The sequence below is a fragment of the Sphingobacterium sp. UBA5789 genome (assembly GCF_002418355.1).
Lineage (GTDB): Bacteria > Bacteroidota > Bacteroidia > Sphingobacteriales > Sphingobacteriaceae > Sphingobacterium.
Genome location: NZ_DIDX01000004.1, coordinates 939,879 through 960,893, shown reverse-complemented (window position 1 = coordinate 960,893; position 21,015 = coordinate 939,879). Strand labels below are relative to the sequence as shown.

The following is a 21,015-nucleotide window of genomic DNA, read 5'->3' as shown; positions in this document are numbered from 1 at the left end:
TATTATTAACGATAAATGGCTAAGAAAAAAAATAGACTTCCTCTCATTTTGGTAATTGCGGCAGTGGTAATTCTCGTCGTATTTGTTGCCGGCAATAAATTGGGATGGTTTGGTGATGGTAATGTAATCAAAGTTGCTGTGGATAAAGTTCAGGAGCGAACTGTTCACGAACTGGTATCTGCCAGCGGTAAAATCCAGCCCGAATTTGAAGTCAAACTGAGTTCGGAAGTATCAGGGGAGATCATTGAACTGAATATAAAGGAAGGAGATGTCGTAAGGAAAGGACAAGTATTGTGTCGTGTAAAGCCCGATATCCTCCAGTCTGGTTTTGATCAGGCAGTTGCTTCATTAAATATACAACGTGCAACATTAGCTTCTTCTCAACAACAGTTAAAACAACAGGAGGCTAATTTTGTCAATACGGAAGCTACTTTTAAAAGAAATCAGGAACTTTTTAAAAAGCGTGTAATATCTGCAGCCGAAATGGACAAAGCAGAAGCGGATTATCGCAGTGCACTTGCTTCTATTGAAGCACAGAGACAGAGCGTACGCGCTACCCGATATGGGATAGATCAGTCGCAGGCATCGGTCAAACAGGCGGGTGATAACCTGGCCAGAACAACTATTTACGCTCCTTCGGACGGTGTAATTTCTTTATTGTCCGTAGAACTGGGAGAGCGTGTGGTCGGGACAGCACAAATGGCGGGTACTGAAATTATGCGTATAGCGAATATGTCATCAATGGAAGTGAATGTGGACGTTAATGAAAATGATATCAACAGAGTAAAACTGGGAGACCAGGCAGATATTGAAGTAGATGCTTTTCAAGGCCGCAAATTTGTAGGAGTTGTAACTGAAATAGCGAGCTCATCCAAAAGTGCTGCCACTACTACCGCTGCATCTACAGCAGAGCAGGTCACAAACTTTAATGTGAAAGTAAGAATCTCTCCGGATTCATATGCTGATATCCTGAATAATAATCTGAAGAACCCATCTCCATTCAGACCGGGACTCTCAGCTACAGTTCAGATCAGAACGAAAACAGCTTCCGGATTGGTAGTGCCGATTCAATCGGTTACGATCCGTACCGAGGAGATCAAATCTGACGAACCAAAAGGGGAGGACTCTGCGAATAAAGATGATAAAACTAAAAAGGCTGCTGCCACTGAAAATGCAGGAGCTAAAGAGTACGTATTTGTCGTAAACGGAACTGAGGTCAATATGGTTGAAGTCAAAACAGGTATTCAGGACGATAATAATATTATCATCTTATCCGGACTGAAAAAAGATCAGGAAGTTGTATCCAGACCATTTAATGCGATTTCAAAAACACTAAAAGATAAAAGTAAAGTTGAAAAAGTAGATAAGGATAAGCTTAATTAAGAGACGCTTTACCAGGCTTATTCCTATTTCTTTTTTAATGTGATACTGTTAAAAATGGAATATGAATAAGCTATTTTATTTTTTTAAACTAAGCAGAGCAGAGCAAAACGGTTTTTTTGTATTGCTTATACTGATTGTATTAATCACAATCAGTCCCCTTGTTTGGAATTTAATTTATAGACCAGCTCCTGTCTATTACCAGCTTCATGTTTTTGATGAAGAGAATGCGGAAATCAATAATGGGGAATCCTTAAATTCCAAAGTAGATTATTCTTCCCGATCCACAGATCTGAATCCTGTTACCTATTTTAACTTCGATCCTAATCAACTCTCTGCCACCGAATGGAAAAAATTAGGCTTCAAAGATTATCAGATCCGTATGATACTGAATTATACCGCTAAAGGAGGTAAATTTTATAAAAAGGAAGATTTACGTAAAATATATACTATTGAAGAGTCAGATTATGCACGGGTAGAAGCATACATACATATCGCAGATGGTTCATCAGCACCCCGTACTACTACTTCAAAGACAGCAGTCCAATATCCCGGAATGTTTCAAAATAATGTAAGCGCAGCCAGTATTGATATCAATACAGCAGATACTACCGCCTGGATGTCATTAAAAGGAATAGGACCTTCATATGCCCGGCGGATAGTCAAATTCAGAGATGCTCTTGGAGGATTCTATGCAATTGAGCAGGTGGGGGAAGTATATGGTATGGACATTGAACGATATAAAATAATCGAAAGTTTATTGAAGATTGGTAATACTGATATCAGACAACTGGAGCTGAATATACTTACGGCAGCGGAGCTTGCCAAACATCCCTACATAAGCTATAAGCAGGCTTCAGCTATTGTGAACTACCGTAAACAGCACGGAAATTATAAAAATATAAATGATTTAAGAGCAGTACTTCTGCTTGATGAAGATTTTTTACGTAAACTTGAACCTTATTTGAAATTTTAGCTTATCAGATGATAGAACAACGATTGAGAGAAGTAATCCGGGATATTGAAGACTTTCCAAAGCCCGGTATAGTTTTTAAAGATATCACACCCATACTGAAAGATGCAGAACTTTGTAAGGAAGTTGTAGAAGCTTTTGTACAACGGCTGGAAGGAAAACGAATCGATGCAATAGCAGGAATAGAGAGCAGGGGATTTCTTTTTGGTATGATGCTGGCAACCCGGCTTAACCTTCCTTTTATTCCAATCCGCAAACAAGGAAAATTACCTTATAATACGATTTCCGAATCGTATGCGCTCGAATACGGACAGGCAACAATAGAAGTACATGAGGATGCATTTGAGGCAGGGCAGCATATTTTGATCCATGATGATCTGTTAGCTACGGGTGGTACAGTAGTGGCAGCCAGTAAGCTGATTGAAAAACTAGGTGGTCAGGTCGCTGGTTTTAGTTTTGTAATCAGTCTGGATTTTCTACATAGTCAGGGCAGATTGACCCGTTTTAATCATGATATTATTTCACTGGTACATTATACCTAACATTCCAATAGCATCGGATTAAAGTCCGGTGCTATTGGAATGTTATCAGGAGTAGATTATTGTCCCCAGCGATCCAGTTTGCTGCCATCATAGTTGATCATCCAGCATATTCCGTACTTGTCCTTGAATGAACTGTATAATTGTGACCAATATGTTTCTTCCATAGGCATTTCAACTTCTCCACCCTCCGATAAACCTTTGTACAACCGTAATGCTTCTTCAGATGAATCTGCTGCCAGCAGAATAAATGAATTATTACCTCTGTTGATTGCTGAGCCGTAGTCGTCATGCACGTCAGCACCCATCAGCACAAAATGTTTGCTGATCGGAAGTACCACATGCAGTACTCTGTTACTGATTTCATCTGGTATTTCTTCATGGGAAGGCATGTCCTGATACCGCATAAAAGACCTGAATTCTCCTCCAAATACAGATTTGTAAAAATTAAATGCATTTTCGGCCTGACCGTCAAAATTAAGGTAATGATGTACTTTTGCCATAACGACTGTATATTAGTTTATATTAGTTATTGATCACTTTCATAGGGAAAAAGTGACGGTTTTTTAAAAACAATACGTACGCAGAGGTTATTTGCGACTAATGTCCGGCAGGAAATTTGTCTGCAATCAACCCGGGATTTATGCCTTGTTCCATATATACTTTCAATCCATCTACAACAGTCGTAAATCCACCGGTAGAGTCTGTCAGAAAGGAGATCAATTGCTCATCTTCTAAGACTTCAAAACCATAATTCCGAATACGTACATATGTACTTTCCGGGCTGACAGGCTGAAAGAGAAAATCTATATGCGTGCGGGGCTCACCCCATAGAACACTTATTTTTTCATTTGTGAGAATATCAAGTACTTCTACTTCTGCAGATACTCCGTACATTTCCCATGTCCAGACTACAGTCTTGCCTTTTTCAAGAATAGAACTACCGGATGTAAACCAAAAATGACGGGTTATCTCCGGATCAATAAAAGCCATAAATACATCCCCGACAGGTCGGCGGACAAGCATTTGAGCCTCAATAACAATATCTTTTTTGTTTATATTCAATGGTTTATACAATAGTTATTTAAATTTAGAAATTTTTATTCACTCGGCCAATAAAAAAGGGAAGTTTTTGCAAACTCCCCTTAACTAGAAAACTAAATATAAAAAATATATAGATACGGCTAAAAATCAAATTTAATACGTGCTCTGATTCCCCAACTTGGTGCATCCGGATGATCCAGATAGTTGAGACGTTTTACAGCATCTACACGTAAGATCTTAAATATATTGTACAAACCTACACTGGCCTCCATATAAGGGCGTCCATCTGCGAAGGTGTAAGAAATAGGAACATTATCCTCATTCTTCTGGAATGTAAATACCTTATTGGTGATGTCCGGGTTGTTTTCATTACGTAAACCTCCATACACCGCTTTGAAACTGAATACTTCTCTCCATTTTAATTTTTTGACCAATGGAATTTTATTCAGAATAAAACCATTCATATAATACTGAATATTAGTGGAAGCTGAATGATCACTTACAAACTCCATAAAGTTCATCAGGTTGAATGAATTTAACTGATATGCATAGGTCTGATTCGCTCTGTGTATAGTCAGTAACGGGAATGGAATTTCATTTCCGGCAATATAAGTTCCTTCAAGATTTACATCTGCATACCCCAGTTGTGACAGATAGAAACGTTTAAATACGCCTCCTGTAAAGTTGTGATAGTTGTATTCTCCATCAAGCAAGCCTTTGACTCCACCCGTATAGTTCAGCGTGAAAATAGGGTACTTATTAAATATTGGAGTTCTGTACAGCTTACCCTGATAATATTGTTCTTTTGGAGCCCAACGTAAGCCCACAGAGATCTCAGTTGTATTTAACTCGTTAAACAGTTTTGAATTTCCGTTTTCATCCAGCATCTGGTAGGTCAGAATACCGGCTGGCTGTTGTTTCCATTTACTGAAACCAACTGTGTAAGATAAGTTATTGTCGAATTCTCTTTTGTATTCTAAACGATAGATATCATTATACAGGTAACGTTCATTCTCTCCGCGTTTGAAAGACAATAAAAAGTTGTCTTCCTGAATAAATTCCAGATTTTGTCCCGGAATTTTGGTGTCTCTCTGAAAGGATGCGCGGATATAATGCATCGGGAATGAATACACTGATTTATTATTCAGTGAATATGTTCCGCTGATAAAATACTTCCATTTTTCATCTTTAAAACCATATGCAGCATAAGACTCCGCATAGAAACGTTTGCTGAAAGCTTCTGTTGTACGTCCCCCAACACGTAGCCTCAAACCTTCTACCGGATTGAAACTGTAGAACGTATTGACCGGGCCAATCTCTACCGGGCCAGCCTGCTTGTATCCTGAAAGCACAAGAGCTGCTATATCCATAAACCGTTTGAAAGATGGCATCATTTGTAACGTATCTATATTATGATAGATCACCGATTCATTCTTCTTTAGGGCTACAGGGCGGTGTGTGCTCCAGTATTGTTCATCAAATGCTTGTGTACCTTTTTTGCCTTCATTGACAATCACGACATCAGGACCCTGATATATACTGTCTGGTTGCACAATACCGGTCTTAAAGTCGGTATAGGAAACGGTGCGCTGTCCGCGGATACCGGTGCCTTTTTCTGATAATGCAAAATCCATAGCCAGCGAGCTGCTGGTCAGAAAGAAACGGCCACTCTTATCTTTGCTGAAGTCCAGATCGATAGCCATATCCCTTACAAAATTCAGGTTAATGCCATCAGCAACGGTTAATTCCGCTTTACGTACAGCATAGTTACCATCTAAAGTGATATATAATTTTCCCTTAAATAACATATCCGCTTTATTACGGGGGAAGAAGCTCAATTCAACCAGATATGGAGATTCCGTCTTGATCGTATCCGTAATAAAAAACTTATAAAAAGTAGGTGATGAACCGGCAATCGGACTCAAAAACTGATTGGTCAACAATGAAATGTTATTGTCGTAAATATCAATGTTTTCGTAAAGTCTGTTGAAGTAGTTACTCAGCCCGTTATTATCTACAAATTTAGGGTCAAACTGAGCCTTTTGCTCTGCGATAACAAATTGTTTAGTCTTTTTGGGACTTCTGCGTTGGTATACCTGAGATAATTTCTCTTCTATATAAGCCGGTAATACATATCTGTTTTCATTTTTTACAGAATCATCTTTTTCAAATAAAAATTGATATTGCTTGAATATTTTTCTGTTTTTAAATTTTTCAGACAGATTGCTGAGTGCCATGGAGATCTTCTCATATTGTTGAAATTCAGCATAATCCTGAGCCTCTAATCTGTTTTTTTCTTTATTATCGATGACCTTGCGAATCAATTCTACAGCTGGATTATCTTTATTCCTGTATTTTGCTTTCTTCGCTTTGACCACTACTTCTTCCAGAACATTTTCTTCCGGAACAAGATTAATGGTAATATTATCCGAGTTGGTCGGATTGATCAGAATATCCTGTGATTCATACCCCACATAGGTAACCCTGAATTTAGTATAACTTCCATCGATTTTTAAGCTGAATTCACCGCGGCTGTCCGTTGATGTGCTGTTTCCGGCTGGAGCTCCGATAACGGCAATGGTCGCGTAATCTATAGGTTTACGAGTCACAATATCCAATACTTTACCTTTCAGCATAACTTGCTGACCAAATACGGAAGTTGTGCTCATAAATGTCAATAGCACAAAGAGTAAACCCTTCCAGATTTGTTTGGTAAATATTTCACTCATAGTAGTTTTCATTAGTCTTTAGTTTGTTCGATTTACTAAAACTAAACTTTTGACTTTTTAATCAAAATGTTTAAATGTTCTAATAAACATTGCAAAATTAAATAATTATTAACAGAAAAGTAAACGAGTATACGTCTTAAAAATAATAAGAAAAGACAAAATTGCGTTAACAATAGATCCTGAGGGACTTAGGATTAAAAATGGCAAAATAATTGACAAAATTCTGACTAATTAAACCTTCTAGTCAGCTTTAAAAAGGTGCTTTTACTTCAAAAATGACTGTTTTTTTTGTGCGCGGATGTACAAATGAAAGATATGCAGCATGTAAATGAAGTCTGTTGGATTTGGTGCCATACAGATCGTCGCCTACGATTGGAGTATGCAATCCCAGCAGATGAGCAGCATGTACGCGAAGTTGATGCGTACGTCCTGTGACCGGGAAAAACAGAATCTTTGTTTTTCCGTTTACACGGGATAATACCTGAAACTTTGTTATTGCCTTCTTGCCATATTCATAACATACCATCTGTCTCGGTCTGTCATCCAGATCCAGGCGAAGGGGAAGATCAATAATTCCTTCATCTTCTGCTACTATACCATCCAGAAGTGCAACATAGCGTTTTTCAATACTGTGATTGATAAACTGCTGCTGGATAAACTTATGTGCATCTTTATGTTTAGCAATCAGCAGAATACCTGAGGTAGACATATCCAGCCGATGTACAATAATAGGTCCTGTTGCCTCTGGAAATGCGGTTTGCATACGGGTGTATACAGAGTCCTGTATATGAATACCCGGAACGGATAAGAATTCAGCTGGCTTATTGACTACGGCAATATCTTCATCGTCGTATAAGATCTCTAAATCAGATTGCGCTTTTGGGGCTTCAAGTAACGGATTATCTTCGAGTATCATGCCATCCAGCATATGTGACAGAATAGGTTCACACTTTCCTTTACATGCCGGATAATAGTTTTTATGTTTTCTTATTTCAGATGCCGGAGAATCTCCCCACCAAAATTCGGCCATGGCAACAGGTGTTAGCTGATGCAGAAAAGCATACTGCAACAATTTTGGAGCTGCACACTCACCCGCTCCTGCAGGGGGCACCGATTGATTAAATTGCTCAAATATGGAACGGATATCTTTGGATATACCTTTTTTATTTAGGAATAAATATTGTTCGAAAAGCCTGGATTGTAATAGCGCTGATTTAGCTTTTCTTTCTTCTTTAAGCAAAGATATACGATCATGATAATTATCCAGTTGCTCCTGTATCTCTGTGATCCTCGACTTCCAGTCTTTCTGCAGGACAGCCAACTCGTGTTTATCCCGAAGAGACTGTTTAATCAGATCGGCCTCTAATAGTTGAAAATCACTTGCTGAGAGGATTTCTGTCTGTATCGTACGGATCTGTTTCCGTTCTTCTTTTAATTTTTTAAGCTGTTGTCTGAAGTGTGAAATAGATTCTTCAGCAGATCGGGTTACAGCTTGCAGGTCTGTTTTTAATTGCGTCAGAAGTTCATCCTGTTCAAGTGTTGCTATCTGTCGGTTTATTTCATTGATCTCTTCTTCTTCCAGCAGAAAGAAACTGTCCTTCTGCAACATGTCGAATACAGGAGGAACAAAATGTTTATGAGCATTGGTACCGGCCAGTTTACCGGAAAAGGCGCACAGATATCCGGGAGTTCCGGAAGAATCTGTTACGACCAGTACGCCAAACATCTTGCCGATTACCTGTTGACCGGATGAATTTCCTAGTCCGAAATTATGCTGCCATTCAGACTGATGTTGCAGATAATGCTGTAATTCGTCACTGGCAATTATACTCAGTGCATGCGGTTCATAGCAGAAAGGAAAAGTAAACTTTTCCGGAACTGGAATACCCTGTATATCCTGACTGAAATAATGAAGAAATTCGGGTTTTCCCATAATCCGCTGACTGCTATATCTTTTGAAGTGGCAAAGGTAATAAATCCTAAAAACATTCTTCACGATATTGTAAACAAAGAAAATTTTGACAATCAGATCATATCGAAAAGCAAACAAATCCCGATATTGATTGTACTATAATAAAGCAATCGCATATATGAGAAAAGTAAGATTAGGCCAGTCTGATCTGGAAATTGTTCCTTTGGTTTTCGGAGGAAATGTATTTGGCTGGACATTAGATGAAAAGCAGTCATTTGATATTTTAGATGCTTACCTGGATAAAGGATTTGATGCTGTTGATACATCCAATCAGTATTCGCACTGGGTGCCGGGGAATACAGGAGGGGAATCCGAAACCATTATCGGAAACTGGCTGAAGAAGAGCGGCAACAGAGATAAAATTGTACTGATGACAAAAGTAGGAGGGACTTTTCCAGGAAACCCAAAGCCTAATACATCTAAGCAACATATTCTGGAGCAGGTAGATGTTTCCTTAAAAAGATTGCAGACTGATTATATTGATCTTTACCAGACCCATTATGATGATGAAAGTATTCCTGTAGAAGAAACATTGGCAGCATATGAGCAGTTGGTAAAAGCTGGTAAAGTAAGATGGATTGGAACCTCTAATATGTCCGCACAACGTATATTGGAGTCCATACAGGTTAGCGGGCAGCAACACTTACCACGGTATCAGACTCTGCAGCCGGAGTATAATCTCTTTTCTAGAGAAAAGTATGAGACAGAATATGAAGAACTTGCGCTAGAGCAACAGTTAGGTGTACTGACTTATTACTCTCTGGCCAGTGGCTTTCTAACGGGCAAATACAAGAGTGATGCGGATTTTAATCAATCGGCAAGAAGTGAGGGCGTTAAAAAACAGTATTGGAACGAGCGTGGCAAACGTATTGTAGCAGCTCTGGAAGAGGTCGCTGATGCATATAAAACAACTTCTACGGCTGTGGCTTTAGCCTGGCTGATCGCAAGACCATCTGTAGCGGCTCCGATTGTCAGTGCAACCAAAGAAAATCACCTTGAGCCATTTGTATCCGCCGTGCAATTACAGCTTAGTCCTGAATCTATGGAAAAGCTGGATGATGCAAGTGATTGGAAATAATAGAATTAATTTAATAATTTATCAAATATCATTATCATGAAAACTAATATTGGAATTAAAAGTGAACACTTAGAAAAAGTAGCTCAGGCATTGAATATTTTATTAGCTGATGAAACCGTATTATATGTCAAAACCAGAAATGCACACTGGAATATTGAGGGAAGTGATTTTCATGCGGTCCATTTGTTTTTTGAGGAACAATACAATCAACTTTCTGAAACAATCGACGATATCGCAGAACGTGTACGTTCATTGGGACATTATGCGGTAGGAACAATGAAACAATATCTGGAAATAGCGCATTTATCAGAATCTACGCATGGTAAAAATGACAGCAAGACGTATATGAAAGAATTGTTGGGTGACCATGAGTCTATTATTATGTATATCCGTGGACTGGTAGATGAATTTGAGGAAAAATACGGAGATAGCGGAAGTTCAGATTTCGTAACAGCTTTATTGGAGCAGCACGAAAAGATGGCCTGGATGTTACGCTCACATTTAAGTTAACAGCCCATTCTTTATAAAACAGGCCTGAGCAAAACCTCAGGCCTGTTTTTATTTTAGATATAGGTTTGGAATTCGGTGCAAGCGCTCAATTGTATCACTTGGTTCACGTTAAAGTAAGCTGATGGGAGAATTTTTCCTTTACTTATATTTCCTTTTCAAAACAAATACTGCTCTTCGTATTCGCATATTGTCCATAGTTCGGAATGACTTTAAAATGGTTTTTCTTATATAAACCAATAGCCTCAATCATTTTGTCACCTGTTTCCAGAATGCATTTTCGATAGCCCAATTCTTTAGCCCAAAGCTGTAATTCCTTCAGTACTTTTCCTGCAATGCCCTTGCCACGCATCTCAACAGGGACGAACATTCTTTTAACTTCCATAATACCTTTTCCATACTCTTTTATAGCTCCGCACCCCACTGCTTTGTCTGCTTCATAAGCCACTACTACATACTGGATAGAGTCAATTTTATTATATTGAGCAAAGAAAGTATTTGTTTCTCCATTTTTAATGGCTAAGTCTTTATCAAGTTCAAGCACCAATTTTTGAAAATCCAGGTTGTCTGAGTTTGTTCTTTTCAGGGTATAGGTCTGTTCCATTTCTTTTTTGGTTATTGGATTTCTTAGCATTAACGTTAACTGTATTTTATAATTATGATCAGGTTGTATGCCGGCTATGTAAGATCATACCTGCTATCACTAATACTATTCCGGCCAAAGAATACATATCCGGAAATGCACCATGAAGAATCAGCAGTTCGCCGATCAATGCAAAGATAACTTCCATAGACTGGGTCGCCTCTACAGCAGCAAGTTTATACGGACTATTGCGTACGCGGTCTGTTGCGGTAAAAAATAAAACAGTAGCAATGACTCCTGAAGATAATGCGACTATAAAAGTTTGTGTCAGCTGTCCGGAAGAAGGCAGTCCGTCCTGTTGATAGGCAAAGAAGCATAGGATAATCCAAAAAGGCATGCTGCAAATGGTCATGCCTAATGTTCTTTGATAAGCGTCCAGTTTGCCGTCAGTGACCATCATCATCTTACGGTTTCCGAGCGGATAAGCGATCGCTGCTATCAGGACAGGAATAGTACCCATAGCAATATCAGCCCAGCTGGTAAATTTAGCCTGACTGATCTGCATAATGATAATTCCCAAAATAATAAGGGCCGAAAATGCCAGTGATCCTTTAGAAATCTGGTTTGCTGCACGTGGGCTCAACAAAGGAGCAAGCAGCATCCCGAATATAATAGTGGTCTCAAAAGTGCTGGCGACTAACCAGGAGGGGCCAAACTTAGCTCCGAAAGTCAGTGTACTATAGAATATCCCGAATCCTACGGTGCTCCACAGTATCCAGGACCAGAAATTAGCCTTGATAGCGGTAAAAGTTGATTTTAAGCCTTTTCGGAAACCGACAATGATCATGAGCAGGGGGAGCATCCATACAAAGCGGAATGCCGCCGACCAGATCCAGTGTCCGCCATCCAGAGACATTGCTCTGTTAAGGACAAAAGTAGCGGCAAAAAACAGGGAAGATATTACTCCCAAAAAAATCGGAGATATCCTGATTTTGTTCGGCATAGTATTGATTTAGATAATTATATAAGCATATGAGGTTTCGAAAATAGGAATTTCAGTTGGCGGATAAAAGATCAAACCTGTATTTATTGTAAGAATAAATCTCTTTTTTAAATTGAAAATTGTTTATTTTGTATCATATATCAAAATTAAAACTGTAAAAAGTTAGCGCATGATCATACAACCAAGAACGAGAGGATTTATATGTTTGACTTCGCATCCGGAAGGAGCTGCACAAAACATTAAAAATCAAATTGAATATGTGAAATCGAAAGGTACTATCACAGATGGTCCTAAGAAAGTATTAGTAATAGGTGCTTCTACAGGCTTCGGTATAGCATCCCGTATTACAGCTGCCTTCGGTTCGGGAGCAGCTACTATTGGCGTTTTCTTTGAGAAACCTGCTACAGAAGGTAAGCCGGGTACTGCAGGCTGGTATAATTCAGCAGCTTTTGAAAATGAAGCTAAAGAAGCCGGATTGTATGCGAAAAGTATCAATGGCGATGCATTCTCTGATGAAATCAAAAAAGAGGTAATTGACCTTATTAAAAGAGATTTGGGTCAGGTGGACCTGGTTGTGTATTCTTTAGCGTCTCCGCGTCGTACTAATCCTAAAAATGGTGTTAGTTATGCGTCAGTATTGAAACCTATCAGTCAGCCCTTTACAGATAAAACAGTAGATTTTCATACTGGAGTAGTTTCTGATATTTCCATTCAGCCTATTGAGAATGAAGAAGATATCGCGAATACTGTAGCTGTAATGGGAGGTGAAGACTGGAAATTCTGGATTGAAGATCTGAAAGCTGCCGGCGTATTGGCAGAAGGAGTGAAGACAGTCGCTTATTCTTATATTGGCCCTAAGCTGACGTATCCTATTTATAGAAACGGTACAATCGGAAAAGCTAAAGACGATTTGGAAGCTACCGTACCTGTGATCAACGATTTATTGAAAGATCTGCATGGTATTTCTTATGTTTCGGTTAATAAAGCATTGGTAACACAGTCCAGTTCTGCGATTCCGGTAGTTCCTCTTTATATTTCATTATTATATAAAGTGATGAAAGAAAAAGGTATTCACGAAGGTACTATCGAGCAGATTCAGCGTTTGTTTGCGGAAAGATTATACTTAGACAGTACTATTCCTACCGATGATAAAGGACGTATCCGTATCGATGATCTGGAAATGCGTGAAGATGTTCAGGAAGAAGTTGCTAAGTTATGGGATCAGGTCACTACCGAAAATCTAAGTGACATCAGTGATATCAAAGGATACCGTGATGAATTCTTTAGTTTGTTTGGTTTCAATGTTGACGGTATTGACTATGAAGCGGACACAAATGAGGTCGTAAATGTACCTAGTTTAGCAAATAATTAATCGGTTTGTTTGCAGACTGATATTATACTAAGATTATAAAAGAAAATCCCCGTTTTTTGAACGGGGATTTTTTTGTTCTCTACAGATTCCATCGGGAATTGTCTTGCAAATTATTTTTTGGCTACCAGCTTTACCGATAAGGTGAATTCATCATAAATAAACTTATCACCTATATCTGAGAAGATGGATTTTGATTTATATTGAATACCAAATTTTGTTCTGTCCACCGTGATTTTATCAGCAGTAGCACTGATTGTTTTATCATTATTCCAGGTGATTGTAGCCGGAAAGCTGATAGATTGTGTAACACCTTTTAATGTCAGGTTACCCGTAATATTTACATTATTGCCGCTACCTTCCACTTTTTTGATAATAAAGTTAGCAGTTGGGAATTTTTCTACACCAAAGAAATCATCTGCTTTCAGGTGTTTTTCAAGTCCGGCACTTTTGTCGGCATCCTTAATGCTGGCCATATTGATCACAAAACCGCCACCCGTAAGTTTTTTTCCGGTAAAATCGAGTGTACCGGTAGTCAGGTCGACTGTTCCGGTATGCGAGCCGCTAACTTTATCACCTTTCCATGTAATAGAGGATTTTGACCCATCTACACGATAGGTTTCTGCTTTTTGAGCATAGGTCAGAATAGAAAAACTGTTGATGACAGTTAATAGTAAGATTGAGAAGATTTTTGATTTCATTTGAATGGCTGTTTTTTTATAAAGATATTAAGTGTTTTCTCATTGAAAAGGTAATTTTTTATGCTTTGTAAACTTCCTCATTAACAATCTGAGGCATATGGTTTGATTTAGAGGCTGCTATCAGATTATTTGCAGCCATTTTTATCATATTAGTTCGTGTTTCGATTGTTGCTGATCCGATATGCGGCAGTACGCATACAGATGGAAGTGTTAGTAAGGGACTCTCGGCTTTCATAGGTTCGGGATCTGTCACGTCCAATCCGGCTCCCCATATGTCTCCGTTTACCAGAGCTGTGTAAAGATCTTGTTCGTGAACGATTTTGCCACGTCCTGTATTGATCAGAATAGCCGATTTTTTCATTCTGGCAAATGTTTCCTTATTAAAACGATATTGTGTCTCCGGACTCAGATTGGCATGTACAGACAGTACATCACTTTGCGTCAGGAGCTCATCAAAGTTAACGTATTCGGCATTCAGAACACGTTTAGCTGTTTCATTGGGATGACGATTGTGATAGATAATCTTCATCCCGTATGCAGCCTGTGCTTTACGGGCAAGCTCAAGACCAATCCTGCCTAATCCATAGATACCTAATGTCTTTCCGTTAAGTTCTATTCCAAGGTCTTTTGTAAACTCAAAATCCTTCCACTTTCCCTCTCTGATTTCATTTGCTCTGTAGAAAGCTTTTCTGGATACAGCCAGCATTAATAAGAATGCAACATCCGCAGTAGCTCCACTAAGTACGTCCGGAGTGTTGCTTACCGGAATTCCGGCTTTGCTGGCGGCATCCATATCTACATGGTCGTAGCCTACGCTAGCCAGTGCTACACCTTTAAGATGAGCACAATTATCAAAAAAATGTTGATCCAGACGTACTCCGCCTACATTTAATAAAAGATCAGCAGATTGACACTCCTTTATCAGTTCTTCTTGTGTCAGTTTTTTATTTTCCGTATTGACAGTGTAGCTCAGACCATGTTTGCTCAGATAATCCAATCCTTCCTGTGGTACATTTCTGGATATATATACTTTCATATTGTCATTCTGTTTAAAGCTGTGAATTTATGAATTATTTAGACTAAATAGTATCTGTAAGCGAAATCATGATAAATATATGATGTTTAGGTATTGTAATTCGGTGATTTTTAGTAAAGTACAAAAATGAATATTGCTTCGTGATAATTTGTATTCAATTGGGTTAAAATCGTAGTAATTTCATATCAATAGCGGAAATGTCTTAAATCGTTTTTAATAAAAGTGTAATATGTGTGAAAAATTTGTAAAAATAGTTCTACCTTTGCAATGGATTAGGCAAACGATTGTCTTCCATTACAAAATCATCAATTAAAATTTTATATCCATGAAACACAATTTTGGAGCAGGGCCATGTATTTTGCCGAAGGAGGTTTTTCAAGAAGCTGCACAGGCTGTTATCGATTTCAATAACACAGGATTATCAATTTTAGAAATTTCGCACCGTTCCAAAGATTTTGAAGCTGTAATCTCGGAGACGGAACGCTTAGTTCGTGAATTGTTGAATGTGCCGCAAGGGTATTCCATTTTATTTCTGCAAGGTGGTGCAAGTACACAATTTGCTATGGTGCCGTTAAATCTTCTGCCAGAAGGTGGAAAAGCTGCCTATTTCGATACGGGAGTTTGGGCTACTAAAGCTGCTAAAGAAGCTAAGAAAATAGGGCAGGTAGAAGTGATCGCTTCTTCCAGTGACCGCAATTATACTTACATTCCGAAGAACATCACTGTACCTTCGGATGCTGCTTATTTCCATTATACTACTAATAATACGATCTACGGTACGGAGGTATTTGATATCCCTCAATCGGCTGTACCGGTAGTCGCTGATATGTCTTCAGATATTTTAAGTCGGGAGATCAATGTTGCTGACTATGGTCTGATCTACGCAGGAGCTCAAAAGAATATGGGACCTGCCGGTGTTACGCTTGTTATCGTTAAAGATGACCTTCTGGGTAAAACAGGACGTACACTTCCAAGTATCTTTGATTATGACAGTCATATTAAAGGCGGATCTATGTACAACACGCCTCCTGTATATTCTATCTATGTATCTATGCTCAATCTGCGTTGGTTGAAAGCTAAAGGTGGTATATCTGTTATTGAACAGGAAAATATCGTGAAAGCACGTACATTGTACGATGAGATTGACCGCAATTCACTGTTCAAAGGTACAGCAGAAGTAGAAGACCGTTCCAGAATGAATGTTACTTTCGTGATGAATAACCCTGAACTGGAAGGTGAATTTCTGGAATTAGCTAAAGAACGTGGTCATATCGGACTGAAAGGTCACCGTTCTGTAGGAGGTTTCCGTGCTTCTATCTATAATGCATTGAGTATTTCCTCTGTAAATGCATTGGTAGACACCATGCAGGAGTTTGAAGAAAAGTATAAATAATAAGATTACAGATGAAATCATCCTGATTTTTCGGAGCACAAGCTGTAAAGAATATATCAGATGGTTCCTCACTTTATAAAATAAATTAGTACTGATGAAAATATTAGCAAATGACGGAATCGATCCAATCGGAAAAAAATTATTGGAAGATGCCGGATTTGAGGTAGATACAAATCATATTCCACAAGAGGAATTAGCTGCAAAGCTGAATAATTACGATGCCATTACGGTACGTAGTGCTACTAAAGTAAGACAAGCTCTTATTGATGCCTGCCCGAATATCAAGGTAATAGGCCGAGGCGGTGTCGGAATGGATAATATTGATGTGGATTATGCGCGTAGTAAAGGTATAGCTGTTATCAATACGCCGGCTGCATCTTCTCTTTCTGTTGCTGAATTAGTATTTGCACATCTTCTTAACGGTGTACGTTTCTTATTCGATGCGAACCGTAAAATGCCTGTTGAGGGATCAACTAACTTTGCTGGTCTGAAAAAAGCGTATGCCAAAGGTATTGAATTACGTGGTAAGACAATTGGTATAGTAGGTTTCGGACGTATAGGCCGTGAAACGGCTAAAATTGCTTTAGGACTTGGTATGGATGTCGTTTTTTCTGATCTGTACGATGGCCCGGCCTCTCTGGAGCTTTCACTCTCAGGAGGTATCAAGGTAGAAGTACCAGTGAGACAAGTCGGTCTGCAGGAGCTTTTCAGTGTTTCTGATTTTATCTCCTTACATGTACCGTTTACAGATAAACCGGTAATTGGCAAAGAGGAGTTTCCACTCTTAAAAGACGGAGTAGCCTTAGTCAATGCTTCACGTGGCGGTGTGATTGACGAGCTTGCATTAATAGAAGCTCTGGATACAGGAAAAGTTTCTTTTGCTGCATTGGATGTTTTTGATGATGAACCGGCACCTCGTGCGGGAATCCTTCAGCATGCAAAGATCTCATTGACACCGCATATCGGAGCGGCTACAAATGAGGCTCAGGAACGCATAGGTGAAGAACTTGCCACTTTAATTATTCAGCAACTGAAGAAGTAATTGTTGTAAATCATAATTTACGGCACAAAGCGTAAGTTTACACTTTGTGCCGTTTTTGTTTAATAGCATTACTTTTTTTGTATATTCACCGCGCAAAACATAAAACTGTTTTATACATTTTTTTTAAATATGAAAATTCTAAAATTTGGAGGCACATCTGTCGGAAGTGCTGCACGTATCAAAGGGTTGTTAGATATTGTAAACCCTTCTGAACGTCAGATCGTAGTGTTGTCTGCTGTCGCAGGAACAACAAATGCTTTAGTCGAAATCAGTCAGGCTTATCTGGTAGGTAAGAAGGACGAGGCCAAGCAACTGATCAAGCAGCATAAGGATAAGTATGAGTCACTGATTAAAGAACTTTTCACAACAGATCAGGGATACAAAAACGGTAAAGATCTTATTGATTATCATTTTGATTTTATTGGTTCTCTTTCTAACGAGCACTTTACGCCGATAGAGGAAAAAGTGGTTCTGGCTCAGGGAGAGCTGATTTCTACTGCTTTGTTTCACTTTCATCTGAATGAGATCGGTGTCCCTTCTGTGTTGTTACCAGCATTGGATTTTATGAAAATCGATGAGGATAACGAACCTATGGTCAGTTATATCGGTGAGAAATTGAACGTATTACTTGCTAAATATCCGGACAATACGCTGTTTATTACGCAGGGATTCATTTGCCGTAACTCTTTTGGCGAGATCGATAATCTGCGCAGAGGAGGATCTGACTATACGGCATCGCTTATTGGAGCTGCTATTCAGGCTGATGAAGTACAGATATGGACGGATATAGACGGTATGCACAACAATGATCCCCGTGTCGTAAAGAATACTACACCTATCGCACATTTGAGTTTCAATGAAGCTGCGGAGCTGGCTTATTTCGGAGCAAAGATCTTGCACCCGCAATCTGTATTTCCTGCGCAGAAGTATAATGTACCTGTGCGCGTATTGAATACAATGGATCCGAAAGCTGCCGGAACGCTGATCAGTAAAGATGGAGCGCAGAAAGGAATCATCCGGGCTATCGCAGCAAAAGATAATATCACCGCTATTCATATTCATTCATCCAGAATGTTGCTCGCATATGGTTTCTTGCGTAAAGTGTTTGAGATCTTTGAAAGATACAAGACTCCTATAGATATGATTACCACATCGGAAGTGGCTGTTTCTCTTTCTATTGATGATACTACTCATCTGGCAGATATTATTAAAGAAGTGGAAGATTTCGGAACGGTATCGGCAGATGAAAATCAAACTATCGTATGTGTCGTTGGTGACTTCGGTCAGAATACACATGGATATGCAGCGCGTGTACTGGATGCTGTAAAGCATCTGCCTATTCGTATGATTTCCTATGGTGGTTCGGACTATAATGTCTCGATCCTGATGGATTCTGAATACAAAACTGAGGCATTACGTTCATTACACAACCGTTTATTTTAATATCCATATGTTCAGTACGAAACAACTGGCTTCTTTCGAGCATCAGGAGACGCCATTTTATTACTATGATATGAGTTTGCTGGAACGCACACTGGATGCGTGTGCAGCAGCGGCAAATAAAAGAGGATTTCACGTGCATTATGCCCTGAAAGCTAATTTCAATGACCGTATTCTTCAGCTTATCCAGGCCAAAGGTTTTGGGGCGGATTGTGTAAGCGGTAATGAGGTAAAGAAATCTATTGAAACGGGTTTTAAAGCTGATAAAATTACATTTGCCGGCGTCGGTAAATCGGATAAAGAAATCCGCTATGCATTGGCACATGAGATATTTGCATTCAATGTCGAGTCTATTGAAGAGATGGAGGTCATCAATGCTTTGGCAGGGGAGACCGGACAGATTGCAAATGTATCGCTGCGAATAAATCCGAATGTAGATGCACAGACACATCATTATATCACAACGGGACTGGATGAAAATAAATTCGGCATTCCTAATTCTGAGCTCGAAAAATCAGCTGCTATATTAAGAGAATCCAAGCATCTTAATCTCGTGGGATTACACTTTCATATTGGTTCGCAGATCGTTGATCTGAACGTGTTTAAAAGCCTTTGTGTAAAGGTCAATGAATGGAAGAACTGGTTTGAAGAAAGAGGTACTACGATCAAAGTCTTAAATGTAGGCGGCGGATTAGGTGTTGATTATAAAGACCCTGATGGTAATCCCATTACAGATTTTGAAGCTTACTTTGATATTTTTGACAAATTTTTAGAACGCAATCCTCATCAGGAAGTGCATTTTGAGCTTGGAAGGGCATTAGTAGCACAATGTGGCAGTCTGCTAAGCCGCGTGTTATATACAAAGAGCGGTATCAAGAAGAATTTTCTTATACTGGATGCCGGTATGACAGAATTAATGCGTCCGGCACTATATCAGGCATATCATAAGATAGAAAGAGTAGGAGAGTCGGATCAGGATGAAATCAACTATGATGTAGTCGGACCAATCTGCGAGAGTTCAGATTGTTTTGGTAAGGAAGTTCCATTACCGGTAAGCAAAAGAGGAGATCTGATTGCGATACGTACAGCCGGAGCTTATGGAGAGGTGATGTCTTCACATTACAATCTTCGGGAAGAAATACGGTATGTATATTCCGACGAAATCGTATAGTCTTACAAGATAAACTTGTTTCTAAAAAATCGTTAACAAAGAAAGCCGTACTGAATCTCAGTACGGCTTTCTTTGTTCATATAAACAATGGCCTAATTCTTTTGAGTCATACCAAATATGGCAATGAGTTTTTGCTCATGATATAGATTGAAAGTCTGTTCAGCTATATCATAGGTCAGGCCGTTAAGCGATAGCAGGTCAAAAAACTCTCTTTCTATATTATCATTGAGGCATGCTTTCTGTGTGCTCCCTACATTGGTAAATGTGATCTTATTTCCATTGAAGCGTACAGTTCCGAAATAATTATTACAGCTGGAATTACCACTGACACTATTCTTGTCAATGTCGAAATTCATAAATGCACCACTGTTCTCCTGCAGCTTTCCGCGAAGAGATAAAAGTTTCCATGTATGTTTTTCAAGAAATGCGAGAGCTGTATTTTCTTCTTTGACATTACCTGCTTTTGTTTTACTCAGTACTTTGATTACATCATAGGTATAGGAAGAAGCATCGGCCGGTACATTTTTTAGTTTAGTACGTTTTACCAGTAATTTATAACGATATCCTTCTTCGTAATTGAAATGCTGAAAGCCGGAATAAAAATATTCCCAATCTTTGCTGTTGTTATACTTAACCATATAACATTTCATACGTCCTACACCTGTACAGTCTACGCGATTCTCTTTGACTATCATAGTGATCTCTTCACTCTGATCATTAGAATCTCTGATTTTTTTCTTACTGATTACTTTTACCACTTCATATTTGTAAGATGAAGCATCTGCAGGAACATTGCTCAATTTGCTGCGTTTCACTTTTACCTTGTACCGGAAACCTTCCGAATAGTCAAAATTATCAATCGGTGCGTAAAAATATTCCCAGTCTTTACTGTTATGATATTTGACCAGATAACATTTCATTCGGCCTACACCACTACAGTCTGCTTTATTCTCTTTAATCTCCATGTTAAAGGTCTTGCTTTGAGCCAGTGTACTGATCGCAGATGTGACCATAAAGAAACACATCAGAAGAGGTGCGATTTTTTTCATAAAACT

At 38.9% G+C, this 21,015-nt stretch carries 19 protein-coding genes; 10 read left to right on the top strand and 9 right to left on the bottom strand.

The window, feature by feature from the left end; genetic code table 11:
* Window positions 1-15: 15 nt before the first annotated feature.
* From B4B65_RS13510 to B4B65_RS13500, 3 genes are all read left to right on the top strand, one after another.
* Window positions 16-1,383: an efflux RND transporter periplasmic adaptor subunit gene (locus B4B65_RS13510; protein ID WP_293916109.1), complete on the top strand. Its 1,368-nt coding sequence runs from the start codon at window positions 16-18 to the stop codon at window positions 1,381-1,383.
* 61 nt (window positions 1,384-1,444) lie between these two features.
* Window positions 1,445-2,356: a helix-hairpin-helix domain-containing protein gene (locus tag B4B65_RS13505; RefSeq protein WP_293916108.1), complete on the top strand. Its 912-nt coding sequence runs from the start codon at window positions 1,445-1,447 to the stop codon at window positions 2,354-2,356.
* Between the two features lie 8 nt (window positions 2,357-2,364).
* Window positions 2,365-2,895 carry an adenine phosphoribosyltransferase gene (locus tag B4B65_RS13500; RefSeq protein ID WP_201679517.1) on the top strand — a complete coding sequence of 177 codons (531 nt, stop codon included), beginning with the start codon at window positions 2,365-2,367 and terminating at the stop codon, window positions 2,893-2,895.
* A gap of 56 nt (window positions 2,896-2,951) precedes the next feature.
* Here the strand turns inward: B4B65_RS13500 and B4B65_RS13495 are convergent, their stop codons facing one another.
* The 4 genes from B4B65_RS13495 to B4B65_RS13480 all read right to left on the bottom strand — a co-directional run bounded on the left by B4B65_RS13495 (window position 2,952) and on the right by B4B65_RS13480 (window position 8,598).
* The gene (locus tag B4B65_RS13495) at window positions 2,952-3,395 is read right to left on the bottom strand and encodes a VOC family protein (protein WP_201679516.1); all 444 of its coding nucleotides are present in this window, start codon (window positions 3,393-3,395) and stop codon (window positions 2,952-2,954) included.
* 97 nt (window positions 3,396-3,492) lie between these two features.
* The gene (locus B4B65_RS13490; RefSeq protein WP_293916107.1) at window positions 3,493-3,957 is read right to left on the bottom strand and encodes an SRPBCC domain-containing protein; all 465 of its coding nucleotides are present in this window, start codon (window positions 3,955-3,957) and stop codon (window positions 3,493-3,495) included.
* Window positions 3,958-4,076: 119 nt separating this feature from the next.
* Window positions 4,077-6,677: a DUF5686 family protein gene (locus tag B4B65_RS13485; RefSeq protein ID WP_313271159.1), complete on the bottom strand. Its 2,601-nt coding sequence runs from the start codon at window positions 6,675-6,677 to the stop codon at window positions 4,077-4,079.
* 238 nt (window positions 6,678-6,915) lie between these two features.
* On the bottom strand, window positions 6,916-8,598 hold the full coding sequence (locus B4B65_RS13480) for an RluA family pseudouridine synthase (RefSeq protein ID WP_293916105.1): 1,683 nt from the start codon (window positions 8,596-8,598) through the stop codon (window positions 6,916-6,918).
* Between the two features lie 157 nt (window positions 8,599-8,755).
* Between B4B65_RS13480 and B4B65_RS13475 the strand changes: the two genes are divergently transcribed.
* Entirely contained in the window at window positions 8,756-9,715 is a 960-nt protein-coding gene (locus B4B65_RS13475) for an aldo/keto reductase (RefSeq protein ID WP_293916104.1), read from the top strand.
* Between the two features lie 36 nt (window positions 9,716-9,751).
* On the top strand, window positions 9,752-10,225 hold the full coding sequence (locus B4B65_RS13470; RefSeq protein ID WP_003006443.1) for a Dps family protein: 474 nt from the start codon (window positions 9,752-9,754) through the stop codon (window positions 10,223-10,225).
* Window positions 10,226-10,367: 142 nt separating this feature from the next.
* On the opposite strand, the gene B4B65_RS13465 is transcribed toward B4B65_RS13470, so the two are convergent.
* A complete protein-coding gene (locus B4B65_RS13465; protein WP_293916103.1) occupies window positions 10,368-10,826 on the bottom strand; it encodes a GNAT family N-acetyltransferase in 459 nt (152 codons plus the stop codon).
* Between the two features lie 58 nt (window positions 10,827-10,884).
* Window positions 10,885-11,808: a multidrug resistance efflux transporter family protein gene (locus B4B65_RS13460; RefSeq protein WP_293916102.1), complete on the bottom strand. Its 924-nt coding sequence runs from the start codon at window positions 11,806-11,808 to the stop codon at window positions 10,885-10,887.
* Between the two features lie 169 nt (window positions 11,809-11,977).
* Between B4B65_RS13460 and fabV the strand changes: the two genes are divergently transcribed.
* Window positions 11,978-13,180, top strand: coding sequence for an enoyl-ACP reductase FabV (fabV, locus tag B4B65_RS13455; RefSeq protein ID WP_293916101.1), 1,203 nt, complete (start codon window positions 11,978-11,980; stop codon window positions 13,178-13,180).
* 110 nt (window positions 13,181-13,290) lie between these two features.
* On the opposite strand, the gene B4B65_RS13450 is transcribed toward fabV, so the two are convergent.
* A complete protein-coding gene (locus B4B65_RS13450) occupies window positions 13,291-13,878 on the bottom strand; it encodes a YceI family protein (protein WP_293916100.1) in 588 nt (195 codons plus the stop codon).
* A gap of 58 nt (window positions 13,879-13,936) precedes the next feature.
* The gene (locus tag B4B65_RS13445; RefSeq protein ID WP_293916099.1) at window positions 13,937-14,914 is read right to left on the bottom strand and encodes a 2-hydroxyacid dehydrogenase; all 978 of its coding nucleotides are present in this window, start codon (window positions 14,912-14,914) and stop codon (window positions 13,937-13,939) included.
* 325 nt (window positions 14,915-15,239) lie between these two features.
* On the opposite strand from B4B65_RS13445, the gene serC reads away from it, so the two are divergent.
* The 4 genes from serC to lysA all read left to right on the top strand — a co-directional run bounded on the left by serC (window position 15,240) and on the right by lysA (window position 19,960).
* The gene (serC, locus tag B4B65_RS13440; RefSeq protein ID WP_201679505.1) at window positions 15,240-16,307 is read left to right on the top strand and encodes a 3-phosphoserine/phosphohydroxythreonine transaminase; all 1,068 of its coding nucleotides are present in this window, start codon (window positions 15,240-15,242) and stop codon (window positions 16,305-16,307) included.
* Between the two features lie 94 nt (window positions 16,308-16,401).
* Window positions 16,402-17,349, top strand: coding sequence for a D-2-hydroxyacid dehydrogenase (locus B4B65_RS13435; protein ID WP_293916098.1), 948 nt, complete (start codon window positions 16,402-16,404; stop codon window positions 17,347-17,349).
* A gap of 129 nt (window positions 17,350-17,478) precedes the next feature.
* Window positions 17,479-18,792 carry an aspartate kinase gene (locus B4B65_RS13430; RefSeq protein WP_293916097.1) on the top strand — a complete coding sequence of 438 codons (1,314 nt, stop codon included), beginning with the start codon at window positions 17,479-17,481 and terminating at the stop codon, window positions 18,790-18,792.
* A 7-nt stretch (window positions 18,793-18,799) separates the two neighbouring features.
* Window positions 18,800-19,960 carry a diaminopimelate decarboxylase gene (lysA, locus tag B4B65_RS13425; RefSeq protein WP_293916096.1) on the top strand — a complete coding sequence of 387 codons (1,161 nt, stop codon included), beginning with the start codon at window positions 18,800-18,802 and terminating at the stop codon, window positions 19,958-19,960.
* Window positions 19,961-20,052: 92 nt separating this feature from the next.
* On the opposite strand, the gene B4B65_RS13420 is transcribed toward lysA, so the two are convergent.
* On the bottom strand, window positions 20,053-21,009 hold the full coding sequence (locus B4B65_RS13420; protein WP_293916095.1) for a DUF4377 domain-containing protein: 957 nt from the start codon (window positions 21,007-21,009) through the stop codon (window positions 20,053-20,055).
* Window positions 21,010-21,015 lie beyond the last annotated feature (6 nt).

Coding starts and splice junctions, on each gene's coding strand:
- B4B65_RS13510 (WP_293916109.1), top strand. CDS start 16: ATGGCTAAGAAAAAAAATAGACTTCCTCTCATTTTGGTAATTGCGGCA.
- B4B65_RS13505 (WP_293916108.1), top strand. CDS start 1,445: ATGAATAAGCTATTTTATTTTTTTAAACTAAGCAGAGCAGAGCAAAAC.
- B4B65_RS13500 (WP_201679517.1), top strand. CDS start 2,365: ATGATAGAACAACGATTGAGAGAAGTAATCCGGGATATTGAAGACTTT.
- B4B65_RS13495 (WP_201679516.1), bottom strand. CDS start 3,395: ATGGCAAAAGTACATCATTACCTTAATTTTGACGGTCAGGCCGAAAAT.
- B4B65_RS13485 (WP_313271159.1), bottom strand. CDS start 6,677: ATGAAAACTACTATGAGTGAAATATTTACCAAACAAATCTGGAAGGGT.
- B4B65_RS13480 (WP_293916105.1), bottom strand. CDS start 8,598: ATGGGAAAACCCGAATTTCTTCATTATTTCAGTCAGGATATACAGGGT.
- B4B65_RS13475 (WP_293916104.1), top strand. CDS start 8,756: ATGAGAAAAGTAAGATTAGGCCAGTCTGATCTGGAAATTGTTCCTTTG.
- B4B65_RS13470 (WP_003006443.1), top strand. CDS start 9,752: ATGAAAACTAATATTGGAATTAAAAGTGAACACTTAGAAAAAGTAGCT.
- B4B65_RS13465 (WP_293916103.1), bottom strand. CDS start 10,826: ATGGAACAGACCTATACCCTGAAAAGAACAAACTCAGACAACCTGGAT.
- B4B65_RS13460 (WP_293916102.1), bottom strand. CDS start 11,808: ATGCCGAACAAAATCAGGATATCTCCGATTTTTTTGGGAGTAATATCT.
- fabV (WP_293916101.1), top strand. CDS start 11,978: ATGATCATACAACCAAGAACGAGAGGATTTATATGTTTGACTTCGCAT.
- B4B65_RS13450 (WP_293916100.1), bottom strand. CDS start 13,878: ATGAAATCAAAAATCTTCTCAATCTTACTATTAACTGTCATCAACAGT.
- B4B65_RS13445 (WP_293916099.1), bottom strand. CDS start 14,914: ATGAAAGTATATATATCCAGAAATGTACCACAGGAAGGATTGGATTAT.
- serC (WP_201679505.1), top strand. CDS start 15,240: ATGAAACACAATTTTGGAGCAGGGCCATGTATTTTGCCGAAGGAGGTT.
- B4B65_RS13435 (WP_293916098.1), top strand. CDS start 16,402: ATGAAAATATTAGCAAATGACGGAATCGATCCAATCGGAAAAAAATTA.
- B4B65_RS13430 (WP_293916097.1), top strand. CDS start 17,479: ATGAAAATTCTAAAATTTGGAGGCACATCTGTCGGAAGTGCTGCACGT.
- lysA (WP_293916096.1), top strand. CDS start 18,800: ATGTTCAGTACGAAACAACTGGCTTCTTTCGAGCATCAGGAGACGCCA.
- B4B65_RS13420 (WP_293916095.1), bottom strand. CDS start 21,009: ATGAAAAAAATCGCACCTCTTCTGATGTGTTTCTTTATGGTCACATCT.